Here is a 24,509-nt window from a genome sequence, read left to right as displayed (position 1 = left end):
AGGTGCAAAGTTAAATAAAAAAATGAATCAAACAAAAAAAACCGCCGTAAATTTACATTTACGACGGCAAAAATCTATATTTTTTGATGTATTTTACCACAATTCGAGGCGTTCCTGCTTAGGAATAAACATCTTGTCGCCCTCTTTCACGCCAAAGGCCTCGTACCAAGCGTCGATGTGAGGCAGAGCGCCATTTACACGCCAACGACCCAGTGAGTGAGGATCGCTCTTGGTACGGTTGCGGATTTCGGCCTCAGTAATGTTACCAGCCCATACACCTGCGTAAGCGTGGAAGAAACGCTGATCGGCTGTCAGACCGTTCTTCTCGCCAAGAGGATTGCGCTTGGTAGCGTTCTTATAAGCAGTCCATGCTACCTGCAGACCACCGTGGTCGGCCAGGTTCTCACCCAGTGTCAGACGACCATTACCATTCAGGTCGGGAAGCACCTTGATAGCGCTGAAGAAATCGGCATACTTATCAGTACGCTCTGTAAAGTTCTTTCCATCAGCTTCCTTCCACCAGTCGTGCATGTTTCCGTCCTTATCAAACTGACGACCCTGATCATCAAATCCGTGAGTCATCTCATGACCGATTACTACACCGATAGCACCATAGTTAAAGGCATCATCAGCAGTCATATCAAAGAAGGGATACTGCAGAATACCTGCGGGAAAACAAATCTCGTTGGTTGTTGGATTATAGTAAGCATTCACAGTCTGTGGTGTCATGTGCCAATCGTCGCGATCCACGGGCTTACCTACTGTATGCTCAATGTTGTGAGCATTCCAGAACTTAGCGCAAGCCTGCATGTTATCGTAAAAAGATTTAGCAGGATCAATCTCCAGCTTAGAGAGGTCGGTCCACTTATCAGGATAACCCACCTTTACATAGAATGTATTCAACTTCAGCAGGGCATTAACCTTAGTACTGTCGTCCATCCAATCCTGGGCAGCAATACGCTCACCAAGAGCAATCTGCAGGTTCTTAATCAGAGTAAGCATACGCTGCTTAGCAGCCTCGGGGAAGTACTTCTCGGCATAAATCTTACCAAGAGCCTCACCCATCACACGCTCAACCTGACCAGTGCTACGCTTCCACAGAGGATGATTCTCCTTGCGACCAGCCTTAATCTTACCATAGAAATCAAAGCTCTCAGCTGCAGCAGCATCGTTCAGATAGTTAGCCGAACCCTCAACAAGGCTCCACTCCAGCACGTCGCGATACTCAGCAGGCTTCAGGGCACCTACTACCCTATTAGCGCCTTCCAGGAAGTCGGGCTGACCAACAACCATCTCCTGCAGGAACTTAGTGTCGATGCCCTTAGCGTTCATCACCTTAACCAAAGGCAGGTTAGGATACTTAGCCTCGAACTCCTTCAGAGTCATCTTGTTGTAGTTAGCCTCAGGATCGCGCAGCTCGGTACGACTCTTACTAACCTTAGCAAGTGCAGTCTCAACCTTCATAACGTTCTGCATCTTCTTGGTAGCAGCGCTCTTGCTGAAACCAAACAGCTGGAACATTTTTACCACGTGCTTCTTGAAAGCCTCGCGAATACCGGCTGTAGCCTTATCGTTATCCAGGTAGTACTCCTTCTGACCGAGTGTCAGGCCACTCTGATAAATACTCAGAATGTTCTGTGTGGCGTTCTTCTCGTCGGCACCGAAGCCTGCATAGAAGAACTCCTGCTCGCCATAAGGAGCCTGCTCAAGCTGGATAGCCAGCAACTGCTTAACACTTTTAGCAGCCTCAAGTTTCTTAATAAGTGGCATAACAGGAGCTACACCTTCCTTATTACGACGCGTAGAGTCCATAGCCAACTTATAAAGATCGCTCAGTTTCTGCTCGATAGTACCCTTAGCATAAGTGTTGCTCTGCAGCTCCTTCAGGATACCGTTAATGCGCTTGTCGTTGTCTTCCTGCAAACGGTCGAAACTACCATAGCGCGAATAAGCTGCTGGCAGTGGGTTGTTCTTCATCCAACCACCACAGGCATACTCATAGAAGTCGTCACCCGGACGCACATTCTTGTTAAAGTCGGCCTCGTTCAAGCCTGATCCCAGCTCAGTCTGAGCCATCATCATCATTGAGACAGATGCCATTGTCATCATTGTTAAAAATCTTTTCATTGTTTTTTAGAGTTTATTGTGTTAATGATTCTAATTCTTCGCTTGCTTTCTCCCAACGCTCCACCTCTTCATCCAAGTCACGCTTAATGTCGGTGTACTCGGTTACCATCGTCATATCCGAAGCGTTTTCAGGTTGCATCAGCAGCTCGTCCAGTTCCTTCAGGCGCTGCTCCAGCTGCTCAATCTTGGCTTCATACTGCTTAACAGCCTTTTCCAAACGGTTCTTACGTTTCTGAAGTTCCTTGTGCTCGGCATAGCTCAGGGTTTTCTGAAGCACAGCCTCACCCTCAGGGGTAACCGATGGCGATGCACTCGATGTTGTAGTTGCAGCAGCTTTGGTGGCAACCTTAGGAGCTGCCATCATCTGCGGCTGCGAACCCAACTGATTAAGGTCGTTAATCTTTTTTGTTCTCAGGAAGTCGTAGATACCGCCCAAATGTTCGCGTACCTTACCACCTCCAAACTCATAGACTTTGGTTACCAGTCCATCCAGGAACTCACGGTCGTGGCTCACAATGATAGCTGTACCGTCGAAGGCTTTGATGGCCTCTTTCAGTACATCCTTCGAAGGCATATCCAAGTGGTTGGTAGGCTCGTCGAGAATCAACAGGTTTACAGGCTCCAGCAGCAAACGGATCATTGCCAGTCGACTACGCTCGCCACCACTCAGCACCTTCACCTTCTTATCACTCTCCTCACCGCCAAACATAAAGGCACCCAGGATATCATTAATCTTCAAGCGGACCTCGCCCTTTGCCACATAGTCGATGGTCTGGAACACAGTCAGGTTCTCATCCAGCAACTGCGCCTGATTCTGGGCAAAATAGCCTATCTGGATATTATGACCAACCTTCAGGTTACCTGTAAAGGGGATTTCGCCCATAATACATTTCACAAGTGTTGATTTACCTTCACCGTTCTTACCCACAAAGGCAACTTTCTCACCGCGCTTGATTGTAAGCGACACATGATCGAATACTGTATGCGCACCGTAATCCTTGCGTACCTCGTCGCAAATCACAGGATAATCACCACTTCGCAAACAGGGAGGGAACTTCAGGTGCATGGCCGAATTATCCACCTCGTCAATTTCGATGGGCACAATTTTCTCCAGCTGTTTTACTTTCTGCTGCACCTGAACAGCCTTGGTAGCCTGATAACGGAAGCGCTCTATAAACGCCTTCATCTCAGCCACTTCCTTCTGCTGGTTCTCGTAAGCCCTTAACTGCTGTTCGCGACGTTCCTTACGCAAAACTACGTACTCATCGTACTTCACCTTATAATCGATAACCTTACCACACGATATCTCAAGCGTGCGGTTAGATACATTATTAATAAAGGCACGGTCGTGACTTACTAGCACTACAGCACTCGAGCTCTGCGCCAAGAACTGCTCCAGCCACTGGATTGATTCAATATCCAGATGGTTGGTAGGCTCGTCGAGGAGCAATACATCGGGTTTCTGCAACAAGATTTTGGCCAGCTCGATACGCATACGCCAACCACCCGAGAACTCAGATGTGGGACGCTCGAAATCACTACGCTCAAAGCCCAGACCGGTGAGCGTACGCTCTATCTCGGCTTCATAGTTCTCAGCACCCATCATCATATAGCGCTCGTGCTCGGTAGTATATTTCTCAATCAGCTGCATGTAGCTCTCGCTCTCGTAATCGGTACGTTCAGCAAGTTCCTGATTCATCTTATCCAGGCGCTCCTTCATACGAGTGTTATCAGCAAAAGCTTTCTGTGCTTCTTCACGAACGGTGGTATCGTCCTGCAAAATCATGACCTGTGGCAGGTAGCCCACCTTTGTATCGTTAGGCACACTAACAGTGCCTGCGGTAGGTTTCTGCTGTCCACACAGTATTTTGAGCATGGTAGATTTACCAGCTCCATTTTTGCCCACAAGGGCTATGCGGTCCTTGTCATTAATGACGAAACTGGCGCCATCAAACAAGGGTTTTATGCCAAATTCAACTTTCAGTCCTTCTACTGATATCATCGCTTGTCAACAAATTTATAATCCTTAAACTGCTCTTTGGGGAAACGCAGCATCTCATCGGTTATGCCTCCGCTCTGAAAGTCGCTAATCTTAATGGTAGTCCATATAAAAGCGATTTTAATGCGTACGCTTATCGGGTGATAGGTTTTACGCTCCAGCAAGGCGTGTATCTCCTTCATACCTTTGCGTCCCTTTATGAGCTTTAATGTAACCAGCAGTCCATTATCGGCCTCAGCTATACTGTAGTTATAGTTTTCGGGCTCAAACTTAAACTTCTGCGAATACTTATCACTCTTATTGTTCTTGGCAGTGTGCAGCTCCACCTCACGTTTCTTTTTCTTAAAGGTGTACACGTATTTGCCATCATTCCACGAGGTCATTCTCGCTTCATCGAACTTACTCTTCTTGCCTTTGTACCAGATGGTGCCTCGGGTTTTATAAATGCCAGTAATATTCACATCGTAGTGCAACGTAGCGCCCTGTTCACCAAACACCTGCTGGTAGGCATTGTTAAAAATGCGGCGTGCCTGTCGGCTGTTGGCGTTATCTTGTGCTTGCACGCTGCAAATGGTGCCAATCAGCATGATTACCGCTAAAATTATCCCTTTTCTCATTAATCTTTTCATTTTCGAACTGCAAAAATACACATTTCTCACGATTTATCACTATATTTGCACACAAATTAACGTAATTACTACTTATATTTATGCAAAAGAACGTTTTTTCCTGTCAAATTGCCACACAATTAGGCATCAGTCAGAAGTTCGTTGAAGCCACGTTAGCTTTGCTCGACGAGGGCTGCACCATACCCTTTATTGCCCGATACCGCAAAGAGCGTACAGGCGGACTGGATGAGGTACAGATAGCTGCTATCAGCGACCGTTACGAGAAGCTGCTCGATATACAGAAACGCAAGGAAACAGTTATCAAAACCATCACCGACCTTGATAAGATGACACCCGAACTCCAAGAGCGCATTAATCAGTGCTGGGATGCCACCGAAATCGAGGATATCTACCTACCCTACAAGCCAAAACGTCGCACCCGCGCACAAGTGGCCCGTGAACAAGGGCTGGAGCCACTGGCTCTGCTGCTGATGAAACAACGCGAGCGTGATCCAGAAGCAGCTGCAGCCAAGTTTGCAAAGGGCGATGTGGACAGCGTAGAAAGCGCCATCAAAGGGGCTCAGGACATTATTGCCGAGGTGGTAAGCGAAAACGAGAAATCACGCCAACAGCTACGTAATGCCTTTACCCGCCAAGCTGTTATCACCTCTAAAGTGGTAAAAGCCAAGGCCAATAGCGACGAAGCAGCCAAATATAGCGACTATTTTGACTGGAGCGAACCACTAAAACGTTGTTCGTCCCACCGTCTGCTGGCCATGCGCCGAGGCGAATCAGAGGGTATCTTACGCATCAGTATTTCGCCCAACGATGATGAAGCCCTTGAGCGCCTGAAGCACCACTATGTTTATGGTAACACCCCATGCGGCCGCTTGGTAGCCGAGGCTATCGACGATGGTTACAAACGTTTGTTGAAACCAGCTATCGAAACTGAGTTTGCCGCACAAAGTAAAGAAAAGGCCGATGAAGAAGCTATCCACGTATTTGCCGAAAATCTACGCCAACTGTTGTTAGGCGCCCCGTTAGGTCAGAAGCGCGTATTGGGTATCGACCCAGGTTTTCGTACTGGTTGCAAAGTAGTATGCTTAGATGCCCAAGGCAACCTGCTGCACCACGATGTGATTATGCCCCACCCACCTGTAAACAAACGTACTGAGGCCGCTATCACCCTGCAGCGCCTGATACAGAAATTTCAGATAGAAGCCATCTCTATTGGTAATGGTACCGCCAGTCGCGAAACAGATAGTTTTGTAAAAGATGTACTCGCTGGTAAATACAATGTTGCAGCAGATTCAAAATCTTCCAAAGCGAAAGCTGATGACAAAAATGCTCCCACCCCACAGGTCTTTGTTGTTTCCGAAGCTGGTGCCTCAGTTTATTCTGCCTCGAAAGTGGCTCGCGATGAATTCCCCAATGAGGATGTAACCGTTCGTGGTGCCGTTTCTATTGGTCGACGACTGATGGATCCACTGGCCGAACTGGTAAAAATCGATCCTAAGAGCATCGGTGTAGGCCAATATCAGCACGATGTAGATCAGACTAAGCTGAAGCATTCTCTCGACCAAACCGTAGAGAGTTGCGTAAACCTGGTAGGCGTAGATTTGAACACAGCCTCGCAGCACCTGTTGATGTACGTGAGTGGACTGGGCGCCACACTGGCCAAAAACATTATTGACTATCGCCGCGAACATGGTGCTTTTACCTCGCGTGCCCAGCTTCTTAAAGTTCCCCGATTGGGTCCCTCAGCTTATCAGCAGTGTGCTGGATTCCTGCGTATCCACAACGCCAAGAACCCGCTTGACGGCACCGCTGTACACCCTGAGAGTTATCCTATTGTGCAGCAAATGGCCAAAGATCAGGGCTGCACCGTAGCCGACCTTATTCATAACAAGGAAAAGCGCGAAGCTCTGGAGTTGCCCCGCTACGTAACAGCCGATGTGGGTATGCCTACACTTACCGATATTATGGCCGAACTAGAAAAGCCTGGGCGCGACCCACGCCAGCAGCTTGAGGCTTTCGAATTTGACAAGAACGTTAGTACCATCGACGATTTGGTTGAGGGCATGGTGCTACCCGGTATTGTTACCAACATCACCAACTTTGGAGCCTTTGTAGATATTGGTGTGCATCACGACGGTTTGGTACACATCTCGCAAATGGCCAACCGCCGTATTGCTCACCCACTCGACGTGGTTAAGCTTCACCAGCACGTACAAGTACGCGTAACCGAGGTTGATCACCGTCGTCAGCGCATCTCTCTGTCCATGAAAAACCTATAGCCCATGGCACCAGTATTGAGGCAATGATAGCTACTTACTGGTACGATTGATATAATCCAAGATGATGTCAACGGCATCATCTTCGGTCAGACCATCCATCGAAATAACGAGCTGATAGTTACGGGTATCATAGCGCGACGTATCCTCGAACTTCTTGATGTAAGTTTCACGACTGGCATCAAGCTGGGCTATAATGTTGCGTGCCTCCTGCTCGTTGACATTCTGGCGACGCATAATGCGCTGGATACGATGGGCGGTCGAGGCTTGAATGAAAACGTTGATACGGTTAGGATGGTCACGGAAGACCATAAAGCCCGTACGACCTGCCACCACGCACGATGTCTGCTCGGCTAACTCAAGCAGAATACGTTTCTCGGTTTCGAAAAGACTGGCATTATCAAGCTTCACCTCAGCTTCCATAGGCAAAGAGGCACTATTTACCAATGTATTATAATAGGTGGTAATCTCATTCCACCATGTCTTCTTCTGTGCCTTAATCTCCTCAATCTTTTCTACAGAGAGACCAAAACGCTGAGTCAGTCCGTTGATAACAGACTTATCACAATATTTCACACCGAGCTTTTCAGCCAGTTTACGGCCTACGGTACGTCCACCACTTCCTACTTCTCGATTAATAGTAATTACAAATTTCTCGTTCTTATTCATATTGGTAATTTTTAATAACTGCGACAAAATTACATGTTTTTGGTGATATAAACAAGAAATAATTGTATTTTTTAGTATTTCTGCTCTCAGAATCCGACTATTTTTTTGTAAAAATACAATAAAAATTTGGCTATTTTCCTAAAAAAACGTACCTTTGTTGCCAACATCGCTCCTAAAACAAAATTGGAATGAATAAAAAGTAAAAGGAAGAATAATGAAGAAAGCATCTGCATACAAACTAAGCTTAATCATCATGGTGGTACTGTTAGTCATGTGGGCCACCATTATGAGCTTTGTATTTGTCATTACACGTAACTCTACCGCACGCGAGGTTGAATCGCGTTACGAGGGTATTATGCTGCACGCCAACGAGAAAATACGTGGTGTGCTGTCCGACGTGTATGTGGCAGCCATCAATAACACAAGTGTGATTGAGAACGATCTCGACAATCCCGACAAGTTGCAGGCACATTTGGAGCAAATGGTAAAGCTTAACAAATACATGTCGAGCTGTCGCCTGATATTTGAACCCGACTTCTACCCACAGCGTGGACACTACTTCGAGATATATGCCTGGCGCGATTCGGACGGCGTTATCAAGGGTAAGCAGATGAACGAGGATCATCCCGATTTCCTGACGCACCCCTGGTACCAAACAGCTTATGAACGCGATGAAGGCGATTGGACACCGCCTTACTTCGATCAGGCTGCATCGCAACAGCTTACCACCACTTATATGACACACATTCACGATAAGAATGGTAATAAGGTGGCCATGCTGGGTGCCGATGTGTCGCTGGAGTGGCTCCGATTGCGCCACAAGCGTATTGACGCCCAAAACCATGAGCGTTTTGAAAAGGAATTTAAGGAAAAATCGTACAGCTTTGTACTCGATAACGATGGTACCTATCTCATTCATCCCAACGAGGATCTTATTCTGAAAACCACTTTCCAGGAGGTTGCATCCCAAACAGCCGACACTGCAGATGACGAAGTGGCCAACCACATGAGAAACCATGAGAGCGGTAGCTGTAAGATTACCAAAGATGGTGTGAGCTCAGTATTGTTCTACTCGTTTGTGAAATATGCCGAGTGGACAGTAGTGATTGTTGTACCCGAGGCCATAATTAACCATCAGGGCAACGTGCTTGGCGCCATCATTCTGGCTGTTATGCTCTTTGGTCTGATAGTTATCTTCTTCCTGAGTCGCGCCCTGATACGCAACATCGACCAGTTGAGAAAAACCACAGCCCAGAAGGCAGGTATCGAGCAGGAGTTGAAGATTGCCAGTCACATACAGCAGTCGATGCTTCCCAAGAAATATCCTCCCTACCCCGAGCGCCCAGATGTTGACATCTACGGTGAGATAGTAACGGCCAAGGAGGTAGGCGGCGACCTATACGACTACCTGATGCACGACAACAAGCTGTTCTTCTGCATTGGCGACGTGAGCGGCAAGGGCGTACCTGCAGCATTGATGATGGCCGAAACCATATCACTGTTCCGTTGCGAGGCGATGCTGGATACTGATCCAAGTAACATTATCAGTCGCATGAACAAGACTTTATGCGACACCAACGACTCGTACATGTTCGTTACTCTCTTCTTAGGCGTACTCGACCTGAAGACAGGCCAACTGAACTACAGCAATGCCGGTCACGAGCCCCCCATGCTGGTAGGCACACTGGCACGCTTTATTTATGTAGATAATAACATACCATTGGGTTTGCGCCCAGAGTGGGAGTACACCAATCAGACCATACTCATGGATCGCAACGAGATACTGTTTATGTATACCGACGGTTATACCGAGGCCGAGACGGCCAACCACGAACAGTTTGGTCGCGATCGCATCAGTAACAGAGCCAACCGACTGGCCGATCTGCATTTGGATGCGCGTCAATATGCACATCAGCATTTTGAAACAGCACAGAACTTTGTGGGCGACACGCCACAAAACGACGACATTTCACTGATGGCTATCAGATACCTCCCCCAACCTGCCTACGGCAGTCTCTATCACCGCTGCCTCACATTAGGCAACGATGTAGAAGAGGTAGTTGAGCTGACAGCATTCGTGAACAGCATCTGCCAAGACCTCGAGATGAACGAGACGGCTACAACCTATACCACCCTGGCTGTTGAAGAGGCTGTGGTGAACGTCATGAAATACGCTTACCCCGACCGCGAACCAAGTCATATTATACTGGAGGCCGAGGCTAACGACTTGATGCTGACATTTATACTCCACGACAAAGGTATGCCCTTTGATGCCACCAAGGCAGCCGAAGTAGATGTTGAGCAGCAAGCCGAGCAGCGCGTTGAGGGCGGATTGGGTATCCATCTGATGCGTCACTATATGGACCATATCAGCTACGAGCGCAAGAATGATGAGAACATACTCACCATGCAGAAAATAATTGAGAAATAAAAATAAAGAGAAGAGATAGAGATGGAAATTAAAATCGAGAAAACAGGCGAGCGCCAGGTAACACTGATACTGATAGGGCGCTTGGACACATCGGTATCAACAGCCGCCGAAAGAGAAGTTAGGCCGCTGTACGACTACTTTGAGCAAGAAATAGTAATTGACTGCACCCAGCTCGAATACATATCGTCGAGCGGTCTGCGAATACTGATGCACATCGCCCAGCAGGGCTGGATCAACCACTGCGAAATATTCATCCATGGCCTGCAGCCTAATGTGTACGACGTGTTCAAAACTACAGGCTTTGTACATCTGTTTAAGTTTAAGGATTAACAAAAGTAAAACCCCCGCCAATTGGCAGGGGTTTTATTTTAAGACTTGGTAAGTCGTTTAATTTACTTTACCTTCTCTACGATGGCCTTGAAAGCCTCGGGATTGTTCATAGCGAGGTCAGCGAGAACCTTACGGTTAATCTCGATACCTGCCTTAGCGAGGTTACCCATCAGAACTGAGTAGCTCATACCCTCCTGGCGAGCGGCAGCGTTGATACGCTGGATCCACAGGCTGCGGAAGTTGCGCTTCTTGTTGCGACGATCACGATAGGCGTAGGTCAAACCCTTCTCCCATGTGTTCTTTGCTACTGTCCAAACATTCTTGCGGGCACCGAAGTAACCGCGGGTAAGCTTCAAAATTCTCTTACGCTTTGCTCTTGATGCAACGTGATTTACTGATCTTGGCATAATTCTTACTTCTTTTAAATGTTAGACAATAGGTTTAACGGAGACACAACAGATCACGAACCTGCTTCATGTTGCTAGGATCAACGATAGTTGTACCTACCAAGTTGCGCTTCTGCTTCTTGGTCTTCTTTGTCAGAATGTGACTGTGGAAGGCATGACGTCTCTTTACCTTACCTGTTCCAGTGAAAGAGAATCTCTTCTTTGCACCAGAGTTTGTCTTTACTTTTGGCATTGTTTTAAAAATTTAAATTGTTATTAATATCCAGCGGCCACGCATATACCGGGCGCGCCACCTTCTTTTTTCTTCTCTAATTAATCCTCGCTCTCAGTCAGCTTCTTCAGTGCATCGGCACTAATCTTGGCATTACCCAAAAGACCACCGTTTGCTGGAATCTCAGCTGTCTCTTCAGTCTGAGCCTCTTTTTGCTGCTTTGCTGCCTCCTTAGCTTCGAGCTGAGCGGCCTCACGGTCGCGAGCCTGCTGGCTCTTCTTGGCCGAACCAGCCTTCTTAGGAGCCAAGTAGAGGAACATCTTCTTGCCTTCGAGTGATGGCATGCCCTCAACCTTTCCAACCTCTTCAAGGTCGTTAGCAAAACGGAGCAGCAACACCTCGCCCTGCTCTTTGAACAGGATAGAGCGGCCACGGAAGAATACGTATGCACGTACCTTGTTGCCCTCTTCGAGGAACTCACGAGCATGCTTCAGCTTGAACTGATAGTCGTGCTCATCAGTCTGAGGTCCGAATCGAATTTCCTTTACCTCAACCTTTACCTGCTTGGCCTTCATTTCCTTCTGGCGCTTCTTCTGCTGGTAGAGGAACTTGGAGTAGTCGATGAGACGACACACTGGCGGGTTGGCATTAGGAGAAATCTCCACGAGGTCTACTCCCATGTCACGGGCCTGGTTGAGTGCATCACGCGTAGACATAACCGACGATCCCTCGTCGCCTACGATGCGGACTTCACGTACTCGAATCTGTTCATTGATACGGTACTGATTCTTCAATTTGTCATTCTTCATTAACTACTTTTTAAGAAATCGGCTGCAAAATTACTAATTTTCTTTGAACTTTGAGCTCTGGACTATTAATTATCTGAATAATTTTATAAATATTTAACTTTAGAAGTCTTTGGTCATCTCAGCTACACGAGCATTTACCTCGTCGATGAACTCCTGAATGCTCTTAACACTCTGCTCGCCACCACCCTGTGGGCGTACAGCTACAGTACCCTCGGCAGCCTCTTTCTCACCTACGATAACCATGTAAGGAATACGCTTCAACTCGTTGTCGCGAATCTTACGACCCAGTTTCTCGTTACGCATGTCAACGGTAGCACGAACACCACCCATATCAAACTTCTTGGCAACCTCCTGAGCATAATCGTTGTACTTCTCCGACAGAGGCAGGATAGCTACCTGGTCAGGTGTCAGCCACAAGGGGAAGTGACCGCTGGTGTGCTCGATCAGCACAGCGCAGAAACGCTCCATCGATCCGAATGGTGCACGGTGAATCATGACAGGTGTCTTCTTCTGGTTATCCTCATCGGTATATTCGAGGTTGAAACGCTTAGGCAGGTTATAGTCAACCTGAATAGTACCCAGCTGCCAACGACGACCGATAGCATCCTTGATCATGAAGTCGAGCTTAGGACCATAGAAAGCAGCCTCGCCATATTCAACCTTTGCAGGCAGGCCCTTCTCCTGACAAGCCTCAACAATAGCCTTCTCAGCCAGAGCCCAGTCCTCATCAGTACCTACATACTTATCATGGTCGTTAGGATCGCGCAGAGAAATCTGAGCCTCGAAGTTAAATCCGAAGGCAGTAAGCACGATACTGATAATATCCATCACGTTCAGGAACTCCTGCTTAACCTGGTCGGGACGACAGAACAGGTGCGCATCATCCTGTGTGAACGAACGTACACGAGTCAGTCCGTGCAGCTCACCACTCTGCTCATAGCGATATACAGTACCGAACTCAGCGATACGCAGAGGCAGATCGCGGTATGAACGGGGCTTCCATGCGAAGATTTCGCAGTGGTGAGGACAGTTCATTGGCTTCAGCATGTACTCCTCATCCTCCTCAGGGGTATGGATAGGCTGGAACGAATCCTTGCCATAGTGAGCATAGTGACCAGAAGTAACGTAGAGGTTCTTAGAACCGATGTGCGGAGTGATAACCTCCTGATAGCCGAAACGCTTCTGCACCTTACGCAGGTGATCCTGCAGACGCAGACGGAGCTCAGTACCCTTTGGCAACCAGATAGGCAGACCCTTACCTACCTTCTCTGAGAACATAAAGAGTTCCATCTCCTTACCAATCTTACGGTGGTCGCGCTTCTTAGCCTCCTCCAGCATCTCAAGATACTCGTCGAGCATCTTCTTCTTTGGGAATGAGATACCATACAAGCGCTGCATCTGCTCGCGGTTAGCATCGCCACGCCAGAAAGCACCTGCTACTGAGGTGAGCTTAACGGCCTTGATCTCGCCTGTATCCACGAGGTGTGGACCACGACACAGATCGGTGAAATTACCCTGGGTATAGGTAGTGATTGAACCGTCTTCAAGATCCTGCTCGATGTGCTCGCACTTATAGGTCTGTCCCCACTCAGCAAACTGCTTCAGGGCTTCGGCCTTAGGTACCTCACGACGAACAACAGGCTCTTTCTTACCAGCCAGTTCCTTCATCTTAGCCTCAATCTTTGGGAAATCGCTCTCCTTGATGCTCTCGCCGTCCTTCAGCAGTACATCATAGAAGAAACCATTCTCGACAGCAGGTCCGAAACCGAACTGTATGCCAGGATACAACTCCTGCAGTGCCTCGGCCAGCAAGTGGGCCGATGTGTGCCAGAAGGTATGCTTACCCTGCTCATCGTCGAACTTGTAGAGCTCGATGGTAGCGTCCTCATTGATAGGACGGTTCAGCTCTACTGTCTCACCGTTTACTCCACAGCTTACAACGCTGCGTGCGAGAGCCGGAGAGATGCTCTCTGCAATCTGGAAACCAGTTACGCCCTGCTCATACGAGCGAACAGATCCGTCTGGGAATGTAATGTTAATCATCATATCTACAATATATGTTTGAATTTTGAAATTGCGTGCAAAGATAGTGCTTTTATTCCAAATTAATGCAAATAAATCGAAAAATTTACTTTTCGCGATACTTTTTGATGACACTATATGCCTGATAGAGTCCTAATTCGCCAGCTTTCGAAAGATCCTCGATACCTTCATCCACGTGTTTGGCGTAGATTTTTGCCAGTCCGCGATTGAACCAAGCCTCGGCCAGATCCTGATTTAGTTTGAGTGCCTGCGAGTAATCGGCGATGGCACGCTGATAGTCGCGACGCATAGCGTAAAGGTTACCTCTATTATAATATAGGTACGCGTTATGTGGTGCCAACATGATGGCATCCGACAAATCGCCAAGCACATTAGCCGACTTAAGATCTACATTGGTACCCTCAGAGGCATTAAACTCATTAATCTTAGCCTGACAAACGGCTCGCTGCCAATAGGCCAACGACGAGGTTGAGTCGATCTGCAAGCAGATACTCAGGTCGTCGATTGCATTATCAAAGTTCTGGATAGTGGCGTAAGCAATGGCACGAAGCAACAGCAACGGTGCCACTTTCGACGTTACCTTCGTCTGATCGATGACATTACTCAACGAGTCGATATACGCAAAGGTACGCTTCATGTGAACCTCGCTCAGGTTACGCTGCTCGCACGAAAGATAAACAGTATGCGAACCCGACGTCTGATTAAAGGCATCCACACTGTTTTCGTATGGATTCTCAACCTTCACGTCGTTCTGTGGCTGCACAAAAGTAAGTCCGTACATGGGCTGCAAACTTACCGCAGTCTTACGGTTCTGCACTCGTCCACGATAGTCGCTCTTGTACTCATGCTCCACTTCCTGCTCGTCGGCCACAACCAGCTGGTTATACTTATCAGGATCGATATCGCTGCGCTTACGCATCTGCTTTTTCGAGAGTCGTGGCTGCTTACCATATCGTTTATCCAATTGAGCTTTCAGGATACGGAACTCGTCAAGTTCGGCCTGTTTGGTATTACCCAATCGGCGATAACACGAGGCACGATGCTGCAATCCGAACCAGAAGTTAGGATACTCCTCGATTACCTTCGAATAGTCGCGGATGGCCGCACGCAGGTTTCCCGTCTGCTCCAACAACAGGGCACGGTTAAATAGCGCCATCAGGTTGTCGGGCTCCAACTTCAGCACAAAGTCAAAGTCCTCAATACCACGGTTATCGTCACCCACCTGGGCACGCAACAGTCCGCGGTTATAGTGACCTAAGAAGTTGTTTGGATCTAAATCGAGCGCTGTATCATAATCGGCCATTGCACCACGCAGGTTATTCTGATTAAATCGGGCCAATGCACGGTTAATATAATTACCCGAGTGTTTGGGCAACAAGTGGATACTCTTAGTCAGGAACTCCTCGCCCTCCTTCCACTTCTGGCGAGCCAGACTAATCACGGCTCTCTCGGCCCAGATGCCACCATCGTAAGGATCGAGTTCCAAACTCTTATCAAGCGATTTCACAGCTTTGGCAGTATCCTGCTGCAGCAGATAAATCTCGGCCTGCATCGAGTAAGCACGCGCATATTTCGACCAGCGGGCCGAAATCGTATCAATCTGCGCCAAAGCTAAATCGTATTTCTTATCCTGAATCAAACAGAGCACACGATTATGCCAAAGTCCCTGATTGTCAGGATCGTAACGCAGGGCACGATCGTAATCGCTCACCGCTGCGCTATATTTCTTCTGGTTAATGCGACACAAACCGCGCAATTCGTAAGCGCTCACCACATAAGGGTTGCGCTCGATTGCCTCGGTACAGTCGCTCTCGGCTCCACGGTAGTCGTCCAAATAAAATTTGGCCACCCCACGAAAAAACCAAGGCTCATAGAGCCAAGGTTTCATGCTGATGGCCTGATTAAAATACTGGATCGACAGCACATAATCTTCGTAATAGAGTGCCGAGCGCCCTATCATCACCAAGCGATCGGTATTAAACTGCGCTTGGACCAATAACGGCAGGAATGCCAGAAACAGGAAAATGCGACGCATTTTTATTTTCTGGCCACTTTGGTCTTGTAACCACAACGGAAACGACCCTGTGTCAAAGCACGCAACTTGCTTTTAATGAGCTGCTTGCGGAGTGGCGAGATACGGTCGACAAACATCTTACCGTCGAGGTGGTCGAACTCATGCTGCATAACACGAGCCAGATACCCCTCAACCCACTCGTCGTGGTGCTCAAAGTTCTCGTCATCCCACTCTACGTGGATACGGGTAGGACGTGTAACCTTCTCGTGGATAGCAGGGATTGACAGACAACCCTCTTCCGACACATCGGTATTACTCTCATCGTACTCTACGATATGAGCATTGATAAACACCTGCTTAAAGCCTTTGTACTCAGGCAGATCATCCGAAAGCACATCCAGGTCGATCACAACCAAGCGGATGGGCTTACCAATCTGAGGAGCAGCCAGTCCGATACCTTCCGACTCAGCGAGTGTCTCCCACATATCACCAATCAAATCCTTCAACTGAGGATAATCGGGTGTAATATCTTCGGCCACCTTACGAAGCACAGGCTGACCAAATATATAAATAGGTAATATCATTCTAATTGAAAATTAATAATTGATAATTATTTTTTTGAACGCATAAAATCTTCGAGAATGATGGTAGCCGAGATTTCATCTACCAATCCCTTGTTCTGTCGAGCCTTTTTCTTCAATCCACCATCCAGCATGGCCTGATGGGCCAGCACCGAGGTAAAACGCTCGTCGTAATACTGGATAGGAACTTCGGGCACAGCCTTGCGCCAACGGTTCACAAACTGCTGCACACGTGCCAGGTTCTCACTAGGTTCGCCATTAGGCTGACGTGGTTCGCCAATCACTATCATCTCTACCTGTTCACGGGCAATATAAGCTTTCAGGAAGTCGAAGAGTTCGGATGTAGCAACAGTCGCCAATCCTCCAGCTATAATCTGTAGAGGATCGGTGACTGCCAGTCCGGTACGTTTCTTACCGTAATCTATTGATAATATTCGAGCCAATGTTGCTAATTAACGAGCGTTATACAGCAACCAAGCATCGGGATATGACGCACGAATCTGATCGCGGCTAGCAGCTGCTGCAGCCTTATCAGAGAAGGTAGAGGCGATAACGCGATACATATTCTTATCATCGTTCTTAACCACCTGGGCATCGTAACCAGCATTCTTCAGGCGCTGCATCAAGCCCTCGGCATTGGCGCGAACACCAAACGAGCCAACAACTACGCTGAATGCTTTCAAACCACTACCACTAATCAGCGATACACTCTCCTGGCGTACTGATACGTTGTCGAGATTGTCTACTACCTGAGTCTCAGTAGCTGGCTTAGCCTCTACAGGAGCTACAACGGGGGCTGTTTCAACAACAGGAGCAGCCTGCTGCTGAGCTGTATCGTATTGCTTAGCCTTCTCGTAAGCCTTCTTATAGGCACTCTCGTTAGTCTTACAACTTGTCATTGCCAATGCCATGCACAAACCTGCGCATAATACAGTGTACTTCTTCATTTTTCCTAATTTTTATTTTTTAATTACTTATTTGATTCTATTTTTGTGTGCGAAATTACTAATTATTGCGCAAAAGCGAGCCAAAACACCACATAAAGTTTGTTAAATCGGGCAAAACACAACTTTTTTATTAAAAAATTGGCTGATTTTTGCATAACAACCGAAAACTTTCGTATATTTGCAGACAAATAGTCTAAGTATTAAGTATTAATTTTAAAAGCAGTAAGATTATGAAAAGTTTAGGTTACATTGGCGCATTTCTTGGCGGTGCCATTGCTGGCGCAGCTCTTGGTATTCTGGTAGCCCCCGAAAAGGGACAGGACACTCGCGTTCGTATCACTGATGCTGTAGAGGACTTCCTGAAGAAGCACAACATCAAACTGAGCCGTAAAGAGGTAGTTGATCTCGTTGACGACATTCAGGACGCAGCAACCGAGGAGGAGTAACCCATGCTGTCGAGCGATAAGAACGTTGAGAATATAGCACAGCTGATAGAGGTGCTGAAACACTATCTCGGGCTACAAACGGAATACGTTAAGCTCGATATGATAGACAAGGTGGTACGTCTGGTTACGGCTGCCGCCTTGGCTATCGTGTTTATACTGGTGATAGCGGCTTGCCTTACCTACCTGTCGTTTGCCCTCGCCTTCTGGTTGGCAACATATACTGGTACGGCTCTGGCTTTCCTCATCATATCGCTACTCTATCTGCTGCTGTTCATTCTATTTATCATCTTCCGCAAACCTTGGATCGAGAAACCTCTGGTTAGGTTCTTGGCAGGTTTGCTACTCAGTAAATAAGCACTATGCCGTACAACAAGAAAACAACCACCGATTTTTGCACGCTCGAAGAGATTCGCGAGCGCAAGGATGCTTTGCTTGACGAGATCCAAAAAGATAAGGACAAGGTTTCGTCGCTTTGGAACCAGACATTCCTGAAGCGCGACGAGGTGTCGAAGGGCGACTATATTGCCAGCTTGGTAAGCAATGGTTTTATGGCTGTAGATGCTATTCTACTGGTACGCAAACTCATGAAAGGCTACAGCTCGCTGTTTGGCAAAGATAAGGGCAAACGCAGAAGATGGATATAAAAAAAGGGTCACCGCTGTGACCCTAACCTTTGTTAACCTTAAATCTAATACTATGAAAAACACACGGTGCAAAGATACGACTATTTTCGACACCTGCAAAAAATTCCTCTAAAATATGATTATTAATTAACTTATTTTAAAGAAACCAGCAACATATTTTACATAATTACAGATATATTTCTTGTCCATCGTAAGCCAGATCAATACCCTCTGGCAGCAGTTTATTTACCTCTTCGTGCAAACCCACATCGTGGCATACGTGGATGATTAGCGTTTGCTTGGCTCCCACCTTACGGGCAAAAGCAATGGCATCGTCCATCAGCTGGTGCGAGTGGTGCGGCTTGTCGAAACGCAGGGCATTAACCACCAGCAACTCAGTACCTTCCAGATATGTCAGCTCGCCATCATCAATGGTCTTCATATCCGTGATATACGTCAGCTTACCAATCTTATATCCAAGGATAGGCAACTTACCATGCATTACCTGGATAGGCAGCACTTCCAGATCGCCAATCTGCAAAGGCACATGAGGTTCGATTTCATGAAGTCCGATGGCGGGCACACCCGGATAGCGGTTCTCTGCAAAGCAATAAGGCAGCATCTCCAGCATCGACTGCTTGGCCAGCTTATCGGCATACACATTGATAGCGCCAAACTGACAATACGGACGGATATCATCCATACCTCCCATATGGTCGTAATGCGAGTGGGTAATCAGTATACCATCAATCTTGCGGAATGGCTGTGGCAATATCTGCGCACGAAAATCAGGTCCGCAATCTATCAATATACGCGTATTATCTGTTTCAACCAATGCCGAACAGCGTGTACGCTTATCCTTAGGGTCGGTACTTTTACACACCTTACACTGGCACCCGATAACGGGTACGCCACACGAGGTTCCTGTACCTAAGAAAGTCAGCTTCATATCACGTTCACCTCCGGATAGATATCGATACCAAATTTCTGCTTCACGTCGGCCTGAATCTGCTGGCAAAGTGCCACTACTTCCTGACCTGTTGCGCCACCACGATTTACCAGCACCAAAGCCTGCTTGTCGTGTACGCCTGCCCTACCCATCGATTTGCCTTTCCAACCACACTGGTCAATCATCCAGCCTGCGGGTATCTTAACATTTTCGGCATCGATATCGTAATGCGGCATACCTTCGTACTGGGCAGCTAACGCCTCGTATCTCTGGCGATCCACAATGGGGTTCATAAAAAAGCTGCCTGCATTGCCCAGCACCTTGGGATCGGGCAACTTGGCCTCACGTATGCGGATAATCGTATTGCGTAACTGCTGGGCTGTAGGCTGACTGATGCCCTCCTTCACCAGCTCGGCACGTATATTACCATAGTCTAATCGGGGCTCGAACGTAGCTGCAAATTCGTACTCTACGCTCAGTATCAGGTACTGATTTTTCCAATCGTGCTTAAACTTGCTCTGACGATAACCATATTCGCATTCTGCATTCTCAATCACGCACACATTTCCTGTGGCAATCTCAACAGCACGAATGCTACGAATCAAGTCCTTAGCCTCAGCACCATAAGCGCCGATATTCTGAACGGCACTCGCACCCACATCGCCAGGAATCAGCGACAGGTTCTCAGCACCATAAAGTCCCATTTCTATGCTCTGGGCCACCACATCGTCGAACACCTCGCCGCTACCACACACCAAGCGGTTGCCATGGCGCTCAATACCCTTGCAGGCAGAGTGAACCACGACACCCTCGTAATCGCGAGTAAGCAGCAAATTACTGCCACCACCTATTATAATATAAGGTACGCGCGTGGTGCGAAGCAACTCGGCCACCTCCTTGGCTTCGGCCTCAGTGCTGTACTCCACAAACTGTGCACACTTGGCCTCAATACCAAATGTGTTATGTTGCTTCAGACTATAGTTCTGTTCTCTTCTCACTATTACCTATTCACTAATCACTATTCACTCTTATGTCATCAACTTCTTCAGCAGCCATTTGCCACCTTCTTTTCTAAAGCGCAACTCCATTTCGAGTCCGTTAGCTACCCCCCGCAGCAGATAAATCTTCTGTTTACCCTCTGGCTGTGGTTTGCCATATATTATGTTATAAAGGGTTTTATGTGGCAGGGTTGGCGCAAAGGCCTCCCATGTATCAGGTGTAATCACACCTTCCATCATATTAAAGTCGTCGTCGGGATCAGGCCCCACAAAATCCACCGTCTCGCTCAGGCTTTTAACCTGAAAAGCGCTATCAGTTACAAATCGGCGATAAAAACTCAAGAACGAAGAGTTAGCATCAGCCTGCAGTGGCGTAACTCTGATTTCGAGTAGCAGCCATGCGCCTTTGATACGCTGGAACACGTAGTTCTTTACCTGATTCTTCGAAAGCAGAATTTTTTCTACTACAGCCTCGCTCACGGCCGTATCCTTCATCAGCTGCATCTGCTTGTCGTCGTTAAATAATAAGGTATAGTACCCCTGACGCATAAACAAGTGTTCCATCTTCCAATTAGCTTTCTCAACTGTGGTGGTTTTGCCGTTTTCCGTTACTCTGAGTGGGAAAACAATGCGTTCCTTCTGCAGTTTCTTGTTAGCCAGGAAGTTAAACAAGAAATCGTCGAACATGGCATCAGCAGCTCTTGGCATTGGAGTTTCTGTAATCAGCATCTCCATCGAGTCAACATCCGTGGTGTCAATAGAGTCAGCCACACTATCGGCTGGCACTTCTTCTGTCTGATTGGCTTTGTTCCCTGTGCATGAGAACATGATCAGTACCGTTGCGAAAATCGCGATAAAAAACCTTTTCATCTACTTAATGTAGTACCCTAATCTTTCTAATTTCTCTCAAAATTTCGGCAAAGATACACATTTTTTTAGATATAAGTACACAAGAACAAACTTTTTTCTGTTCTTTTGTTCTTTTTATCCCAAAAAATAAGTACCTTTGCACGCAAAATTGCAATTTTTATAGTTTATGATACTTGATAAGATAGACGAACTTCTGAAAGAAGTACAGAATTTAAGCGCCAAAAACGCAGAGGAAGTTGAGCAGCTCCGACTGAAATATCTGAGCAAGAAGGGTGAGATTACAGCCCTGATGAACGACTTCCGCGAGGTTGCTGCCGATCAGAAAAAAACTGTCGGCATGAAGATTAACGAACTGAAGACACTGGCCACCGAGCGCATCAATCAGCTGCGCGAGGAGTGCGAGACCCAGGAGGGAGGCGAAGAGGCTCTCGACCTTACCCGCACACCCTACCCCATTGAGCTTGGCACACGCCATCCACTTACAATCGTAACCAACGAGATTATCGATATTTTCTCGCGTATGGGCTTTGTGCTCGCCGATGGTCCTGAGGTTGAGGATGATAACCACATCTTTACCAAGATGAACTTTGCAGCCGATCACCCCGCACGCGATATGCAGGATACCTTCTTTGTATCGCAGCATCCTAACGATGTTACCAAGAATATCCTGTTGCGTTCGCACACATCAAGTGTTCAGGCTCGTGTGATGGAGCACATGCACGACGAGAACGGTAAGCTTACCGCTCCTATCCGCGTTATCTGTCCAGGTCGCGTATATCGTAACGAGGCCATCACCGCCCGTGCACACTGCTTCTTCCATCAGGTAGAAGGTTTGTATATCGATAAGAACGTATCCTTTACCGACCTGAAGCAGGTACTGCTTTCGTTTGCCAAGGAGATGTTTGGTGCCGACACCAAGATTCGTCTGCGCCCATCATACTTCCCATTCACAGAGCCTAGCGCCGAGATGGATATCTCATGCTTTATCTGTGGTGGCGAGGGCTGCGGCTTCTGTAAGCACACCGGTTGGGTAGAGATTCTGGGTTGCGGTATGGTTGATCCTAACGTGCTCGAGCTCTGCGGCATCGACTCAAAGGAGTACACCGGTTACGCCTTCGGTATGGGTGTTGAGCGTATCACCAACCTCAAGTACCGTGTCAGCGACCTCCGTATGTTCTCTGAGAACGATACCCGTTTCCTCGAAGAATTCGAATCAGCAAACTAAAATAATAATTAAAGCCTCACCGCTAAGGTGGGGCTTTTTGTGTTTTTATGAACTATCTAGAACAAAAAATCCTTCAAGAGTGTGAGGTCAGACCTGGTAATATTCTGAAGATTGACAGTTTTCTCAATCATCAGATTCAGATGGACGTGATGCGGTTTATTACCCTGGAGTTCAAGAGAAGGTTTGCAGACACCAAGATTACCAAGATTCTCACCATCGAAGCCAGCGGCATAGCCATTGCCACTATGCTTGGCAACAGTCTTGATGTGCCCGTAGTGTTTGCTAAGAAGAGCCAGACACTCAATAGCAGCGACGACAAATACATGTCGCACGCCTATTCTTTTACCCATAAGATGCAGAACATGGTGTTTGTTTCAGTCCCCTATCTCTCAGCTTCCGACCATCTGCTGATAGTAGATGATTTCCTTGCCGAAGGCGAAGCCATGCATGCTCTTATCGACATCGCCCGCCAGGCAGGTGCCACAATAACAGGCATTGGTATCGCCGTAGAAAAGGGCAACCAAAATGGCGGTCGCATACTTCGTGAAGAAGGCTACCACTTAGAATCCCTCGCCATCATCGAAGAGATGAACTACGAAACCCAAACTATCAAGTTTCGGGAATAGACAATAAATACTAAACAAAGTACGCACTACTACGCACTCTAGTACGGATACTGACGTACTGGAGTACGCTTACTAAAGTACTGCAGTACGCCCTAAGGCGTACTGCAGTTAGTATTAATACTATTTTGTTGATATGTTTAGATTAAGTGCGTGGCGATTGAGGAAAATGTAGGTGGTGTTCAGGGCGATATAGTCGCGCGACATATACCAGATACCTTTGAAATCGCCACTCTTACCCCATGAGTTCTTTACCATATAGTAAGGATTACCTTGCTCGTCTGTGGCCTTGCCGTAGATAAGCATAACGTGGTCGTAGGTAAATCGCCAATCGTCCCATTGTTCCTGTCGTAACTGTTGGGTAGGCTTCACGCCTTCGGGTAGCATAGCCAATCCTGTGCGCGTAAAATCGCCTGTTACATCGCCACCCCAAGCTACTGTATAACCTGCATCAATAGCCTTATCAAGTACATCCATCAACTGCTCTATGGGGATGTTGTAACTAGGTTTCAGTCGCCATTTGTAGGGTGCCTCAATCACAAACCATTGGTTGAACGGATGGTGGGTAAAGCTAGTAAGACTTACATAATCGTCGAGGTTCAGACCAAGACTCTCAGCAAATGTTTTTGGCGTGTACGTTTTTCCCTGATATACGAACTGCTCAGGACAGCTGCCAATATAGCGATTTATGACTGCCTGCACGCTATCCTGCCAATGAGCCTTGGGGGCCTTGGCATTTTTTGTTACGATACTGCTTACAGTACGTTCCAACTCTGGGAAGAACACTTTGAAATTAGCCAGCGAATCGCCCGTTAACGAGCCTGGTGCAGGCATTGCGTTCTCAGGGCAGATGCCATGCTGACGTATCACCTCAAGCACATCATCGCACGAGCCACCCTCTGATATCTGACTGTAGCCATGCATACGCACATAGTGTGTGGCATTGTCCATATAGTCGTTGTTAACCACAAACATCTCGCACAGGTCGTAGGTTTTACCCGTTTGTCGCAGTATCTCGCTTTCAAAATAGCCCAATGTAGCGTATGCCCAGCAGGTGCCACTACGATATTGGTTCTTTACACTGGTTATCGGAAGTTCCTTCACCGTAGTAAACGATTTCTTTACCTGCGAAGCAATGGCTCCGCGCTGCAGATTCTCCTGTGCCGATGCCGTTGTTGCCATCAGCATCATTGCAATAATTGTTTTATAATAATGTGCCATACGCTAACATCTATAGTTCACCGACAAAAGTAAACAAAAAAGTGGGAAGTTCCAAATTTAATAGCGAAAATATTAGGATGATAT

At 47.4% G+C, this 24,509-nt stretch carries 24 protein-coding genes; 8 read left to right on the top strand and 16 right to left on the bottom strand.

What is annotated here, in order from left to right:
• Positions 1-93: 93 nt before the first annotated feature.
• From T499_RS0112580 to T499_RS0112570, 3 genes are read right to left on the bottom strand one after another with little or no spacing between them, the layout of a single operon-like run.
• Positions 94-2,127, bottom strand: coding sequence for a M13 family metallopeptidase (locus T499_RS0112580; RefSeq protein ID WP_033151255.1), 2,034 nt, complete (start codon positions 2,125-2,127; stop codon positions 94-96).
• 13 nt (positions 2,128-2,140) lie between these two features.
• The gene (locus tag T499_RS0112575) at positions 2,141-4,129 is read right to left on the bottom strand and encodes an ABC-F family ATP-binding cassette domain-containing protein (protein WP_033151254.1); all 1,989 of its coding nucleotides are present in this window, start codon (positions 4,127-4,129) and stop codon (positions 2,141-2,143) included.
• Positions 4,126-4,743: a LolA-like putative outer membrane lipoprotein chaperone gene (locus tag T499_RS0112570; RefSeq protein ID WP_177168195.1), complete on the bottom strand. Its 618-nt coding sequence runs from the start codon at positions 4,741-4,743 to the stop codon at positions 4,126-4,128. Before T499_RS0112570 ends, T499_RS0112575 begins: the two co-directional genes overlap by 4 nt.
• A 92-nt stretch (positions 4,744-4,835) precedes the next feature.
• On the opposite strand from T499_RS0112570, the gene T499_RS0112565 reads away from it, so the two are divergent.
• Positions 4,836-7,031 (top strand): Tex family protein, encoded by a 2,196-nt coding sequence (locus T499_RS0112565; RefSeq protein ID WP_033151252.1) that lies wholly within the window; start codon positions 4,836-4,838, stop codon positions 7,029-7,031.
• Positions 7,032-7,061: 30 nt separating this feature from the next.
• Here the strand turns inward: T499_RS0112565 and T499_RS0112560 are convergent, their stop codons facing one another.
• Entirely contained in the window at positions 7,062-7,697 is a 636-nt protein-coding gene (locus T499_RS0112560; protein WP_013063974.1) for a cytidylate kinase-like family protein, read from the bottom strand.
• Between the two features lie 214 nt (positions 7,698-7,911).
• Here T499_RS0112560 and T499_RS0112555 point away from each other — a divergent pair, with 214 nt between their 5' ends.
• A complete protein-coding gene (locus tag T499_RS0112555) occupies positions 7,912-10,128 on the top strand; it encodes a SpoIIE family protein phosphatase (protein ID WP_084163167.1) in 2,217 nt (738 codons plus the stop codon).
• Positions 10,129-10,149: 21 nt separating this feature from the next.
• A complete protein-coding gene (locus T499_RS14340; protein WP_013065147.1) occupies positions 10,150-10,458 on the top strand; it encodes an STAS domain-containing protein in 309 nt (102 codons plus the stop codon).
• Positions 10,459-10,520: 62 nt separating this feature from the next.
• Here T499_RS14340 and rplT read toward each other — a convergent pair whose 3' ends face one another.
• The 8 genes from rplT to T499_RS0112510 all read right to left on the bottom strand — a co-directional run bounded on the left by rplT (position 10,521) and on the right by T499_RS0112510 (position 17,470).
• Positions 10,521-10,865, bottom strand: a complete 345-nt coding sequence (rplT, locus tag T499_RS0112545; RefSeq protein WP_013064385.1) for a 50S ribosomal protein L20 — start codon at positions 10,863-10,865, stop codon at positions 10,521-10,523.
• 34 nt (positions 10,866-10,899) lie between these two features.
• Positions 10,900-11,097: a 50S ribosomal protein L35 gene (gene rpmI, locus T499_RS0112540; protein WP_013064185.1), complete on the bottom strand. Its 198-nt coding sequence runs from the start codon at positions 11,095-11,097 to the stop codon at positions 10,900-10,902.
• Positions 11,098-11,177: 80 nt separating this feature from the next.
• The gene (infC, locus tag T499_RS0112535; protein WP_013063391.1) at positions 11,178-11,885 is read right to left on the bottom strand and encodes a translation initiation factor IF-3; all 708 of its coding nucleotides are present in this window, start codon (positions 11,883-11,885) and stop codon (positions 11,178-11,180) included.
• 99 nt (positions 11,886-11,984) lie between these two features.
• Positions 11,985-13,928 (bottom strand): threonine--tRNA ligase, encoded by a 1,944-nt coding sequence (gene thrS / locus T499_RS0112530; protein ID WP_033151294.1) that lies wholly within the window; start codon positions 13,926-13,928, stop codon positions 11,985-11,987.
• A gap of 85 nt (positions 13,929-14,013) precedes the next feature.
• Positions 14,014-15,963 carry a tetratricopeptide repeat protein gene (locus T499_RS0112525; RefSeq protein ID WP_013064898.1) on the bottom strand — a complete coding sequence of 650 codons (1,950 nt, stop codon included), beginning with the start codon at positions 15,961-15,963 and terminating at the stop codon, positions 14,014-14,016.
• Positions 15,964-15,965: 2 nt separating this feature from the next.
• Positions 15,966-16,526 carry a peptide deformylase gene (gene def, locus T499_RS0112520; RefSeq protein WP_013064617.1) on the bottom strand — a complete coding sequence of 187 codons (561 nt, stop codon included), beginning with the start codon at positions 16,524-16,526 and terminating at the stop codon, positions 15,966-15,968.
• Between the two features lie 26 nt (positions 16,527-16,552).
• Positions 16,553-16,966, bottom strand: a complete 414-nt coding sequence (ruvX, locus tag T499_RS0112515; RefSeq protein ID WP_013063827.1) for a Holliday junction resolvase RuvX — start codon at positions 16,964-16,966, stop codon at positions 16,553-16,555.
• A 9-nt stretch (positions 16,967-16,975) separates the two neighbouring features.
• Entirely contained in the window at positions 16,976-17,470 is a 495-nt protein-coding gene (locus T499_RS0112510) for an SPOR domain-containing protein (protein ID WP_033151250.1), read from the bottom strand.
• Between the two features lie 230 nt (positions 17,471-17,700).
• Between T499_RS0112510 and T499_RS0112505 the strand changes: the two genes are divergently transcribed.
• Genes T499_RS0112505 through T499_RS0112495 form a run of 3 tightly spaced genes read left to right on the top strand, consistent with a single transcriptional unit; the run spans position 17,701 to position 18,560 of the window.
• Positions 17,701-17,916 carry a YtxH domain-containing protein gene (locus T499_RS0112505; RefSeq protein ID WP_013065308.1) on the top strand — a complete coding sequence of 72 codons (216 nt, stop codon included), beginning with the start codon at positions 17,701-17,703 and terminating at the stop codon, positions 17,914-17,916.
• A gap of 3 nt (positions 17,917-17,919) precedes the next feature.
• On the top strand, positions 17,920-18,270 hold the full coding sequence (locus tag T499_RS0112500; protein ID WP_013064154.1) for a phage holin family protein: 351 nt from the start codon (positions 17,920-17,922) through the stop codon (positions 18,268-18,270).
• A 5-nt stretch (positions 18,271-18,275) separates the two neighbouring features.
• Positions 18,276-18,560 (top strand): hypothetical protein, encoded by a 285-nt coding sequence (locus tag T499_RS0112495; RefSeq protein ID WP_013063440.1) that lies wholly within the window; start codon positions 18,276-18,278, stop codon positions 18,558-18,560.
• Between the two features lie 166 nt (positions 18,561-18,726).
• Here T499_RS0112495 and T499_RS0112490 read toward each other — a convergent pair whose 3' ends face one another.
• Genes T499_RS0112490 through T499_RS0112480 form a run of 3 tightly spaced genes read right to left on the bottom strand, consistent with a single transcriptional unit; the run spans position 18,727 to position 21,356 of the window.
• Positions 18,727-19,488, bottom strand: coding sequence for an MBL fold metallo-hydrolase (locus T499_RS0112490; protein WP_033151249.1), 762 nt, complete (start codon positions 19,486-19,488; stop codon positions 18,727-18,729).
• Positions 19,485-20,486, bottom strand: coding sequence for a UDP-N-acetylmuramate dehydrogenase (gene murB / locus T499_RS0112485; RefSeq protein WP_033151248.1), 1,002 nt, complete (start codon positions 20,484-20,486; stop codon positions 19,485-19,487). Before murB ends, T499_RS0112490 begins: the two co-directional genes overlap by 4 nt.
• A 30-nt stretch (positions 20,487-20,516) precedes the next feature.
• Complete coding sequence (locus T499_RS0112480) at positions 20,517-21,356, bottom strand: DUF4348 domain-containing protein (RefSeq protein ID WP_033151247.1); 840 nt, start codon at positions 21,354-21,356, stop codon at positions 20,517-20,519.
• A gap of 166 nt (positions 21,357-21,522) precedes the next feature.
• Between T499_RS0112480 and pheS the strand changes: the two genes are divergently transcribed.
• The gene (pheS, locus tag T499_RS0112475) at positions 21,523-22,581 is read left to right on the top strand and encodes a phenylalanine--tRNA ligase subunit alpha (protein WP_013064371.1); all 1,059 of its coding nucleotides are present in this window, start codon (positions 21,523-21,525) and stop codon (positions 22,579-22,581) included.
• A 47-nt stretch (positions 22,582-22,628) separates the two neighbouring features.
• Positions 22,629-23,207: a xanthine phosphoribosyltransferase gene (locus T499_RS0112470; protein ID WP_033151246.1), complete on the top strand. Its 579-nt coding sequence runs from the start codon at positions 22,629-22,631 to the stop codon at positions 23,205-23,207.
• Between the two features lie 120 nt (positions 23,208-23,327).
• On the opposite strand, the gene T499_RS0112465 is transcribed toward T499_RS0112470, so the two are convergent.
• Complete coding sequence (locus tag T499_RS0112465) at positions 23,328-24,425, bottom strand: C1 family peptidase (protein WP_052173725.1); 1,098 nt, start codon at positions 24,423-24,425, stop codon at positions 23,328-23,330.
• Positions 24,426-24,509: the final 84 nt, after the last annotated feature.

Source organism: Prevotella sp. RM4 (genome assembly GCF_000701965.1).
GTDB classification, from domain to species: Bacteria; Bacteroidota; Bacteroidia; order Bacteroidales; family Bacteroidaceae; genus Prevotella; species Prevotella ruminicola.
This window is presented reverse-complemented; position numbering and strand designations above follow the sequence as displayed.

Coding starts and splice junctions, on each gene's coding strand:
- T499_RS0112560 (WP_013063974.1), bottom strand. CDS start 7,697: ATGAATAAGAACGAGAAATTTGTAATTACTATTAATCGAGAAGTAGGA.
- T499_RS0112505 (WP_013065308.1), top strand. CDS start 17,701: ATGAAAAGTTTAGGTTACATTGGCGCATTTCTTGGCGGTGCCATTGCT.
- T499_RS14340 (WP_013065147.1), top strand. CDS start 10,150: ATGGAAATTAAAATCGAGAAAACAGGCGAGCGCCAGGTAACACTGATA.
- T499_RS0112580 (WP_033151255.1), bottom strand. CDS start 2,127: ATGAAAAGATTTTTAACAATGATGACAATGGCATCTGTCTCAATGATG.
- thrS (WP_033151294.1), bottom strand. CDS start 13,928: ATGATTAACATTACATTCCCAGACGGATCTGTTCGCTCGTATGAGCAG.
- T499_RS0112500 (WP_013064154.1), top strand. CDS start 17,920: ATGCTGTCGAGCGATAAGAACGTTGAGAATATAGCACAGCTGATAGAG.
- T499_RS0112525 (WP_013064898.1), bottom strand. CDS start 15,963: ATGCGTCGCATTTTCCTGTTTCTGGCATTCCTGCCGTTATTGGTCCAA.
- T499_RS0112565 (WP_033151252.1), top strand. CDS start 4,836: ATGCAAAAGAACGTTTTTTCCTGTCAAATTGCCACACAATTAGGCATC.
- pheS (WP_013064371.1), top strand. CDS start 21,523: ATGATACTTGATAAGATAGACGAACTTCTGAAAGAAGTACAGAATTTA.
- T499_RS0112480 (WP_033151247.1), bottom strand. CDS start 21,356: ATGAAAAGGTTTTTTATCGCGATTTTCGCAACGGTACTGATCATGTTC.
- def (WP_013064617.1), bottom strand. CDS start 16,526: ATGATATTACCTATTTATATATTTGGTCAGCCTGTGCTTCGTAAGGTG.
- infC (WP_013063391.1), bottom strand. CDS start 11,885: ATGAAGAATGACAAATTGAAGAATCAGTACCGTATCAATGAACAGATT.
- rplT (WP_013064385.1), bottom strand. CDS start 10,865: ATGCCAAGATCAGTAAATCACGTTGCATCAAGAGCAAAGCGTAAGAGA.
- rpmI (WP_013064185.1), bottom strand. CDS start 11,097: ATGCCAAAAGTAAAGACAAACTCTGGTGCAAAGAAGAGATTCTCTTTC.
- T499_RS0112465 (WP_052173725.1), bottom strand. CDS start 24,425: ATGGCACATTATTATAAAACAATTATTGCAATGATGCTGATGGCAACA.
- T499_RS0112555 (WP_084163167.1), top strand. CDS start 7,912: ATGAAGAAAGCATCTGCATACAAACTAAGCTTAATCATCATGGTGGTA.
- T499_RS0112495 (WP_013063440.1), top strand. CDS start 18,276: ATGCCGTACAACAAGAAAACAACCACCGATTTTTGCACGCTCGAAGAG.
- T499_RS0112510 (WP_033151250.1), bottom strand. CDS start 17,470: ATGAAGAAGTACACTGTATTATGCGCAGGTTTGTGCATGGCATTGGCA.
- T499_RS0112490 (WP_033151249.1), bottom strand. CDS start 19,488: ATGAAGCTGACTTTCTTAGGTACAGGAACCTCGTGTGGCGTACCCGTT.
- T499_RS0112575 (WP_033151254.1), bottom strand. CDS start 4,129: ATGATATCAGTAGAAGGACTGAAAGTTGAATTTGGCATAAAACCCTTG.
- T499_RS0112570 (WP_177168195.1), bottom strand. CDS start 4,743: ATGAGAAAAGGGATAATTTTAGCGGTAATCATGCTGATTGGCACCATT.
- T499_RS0112470 (WP_033151246.1), top strand. CDS start 22,629: ATGAACTATCTAGAACAAAAAATCCTTCAAGAGTGTGAGGTCAGACCT.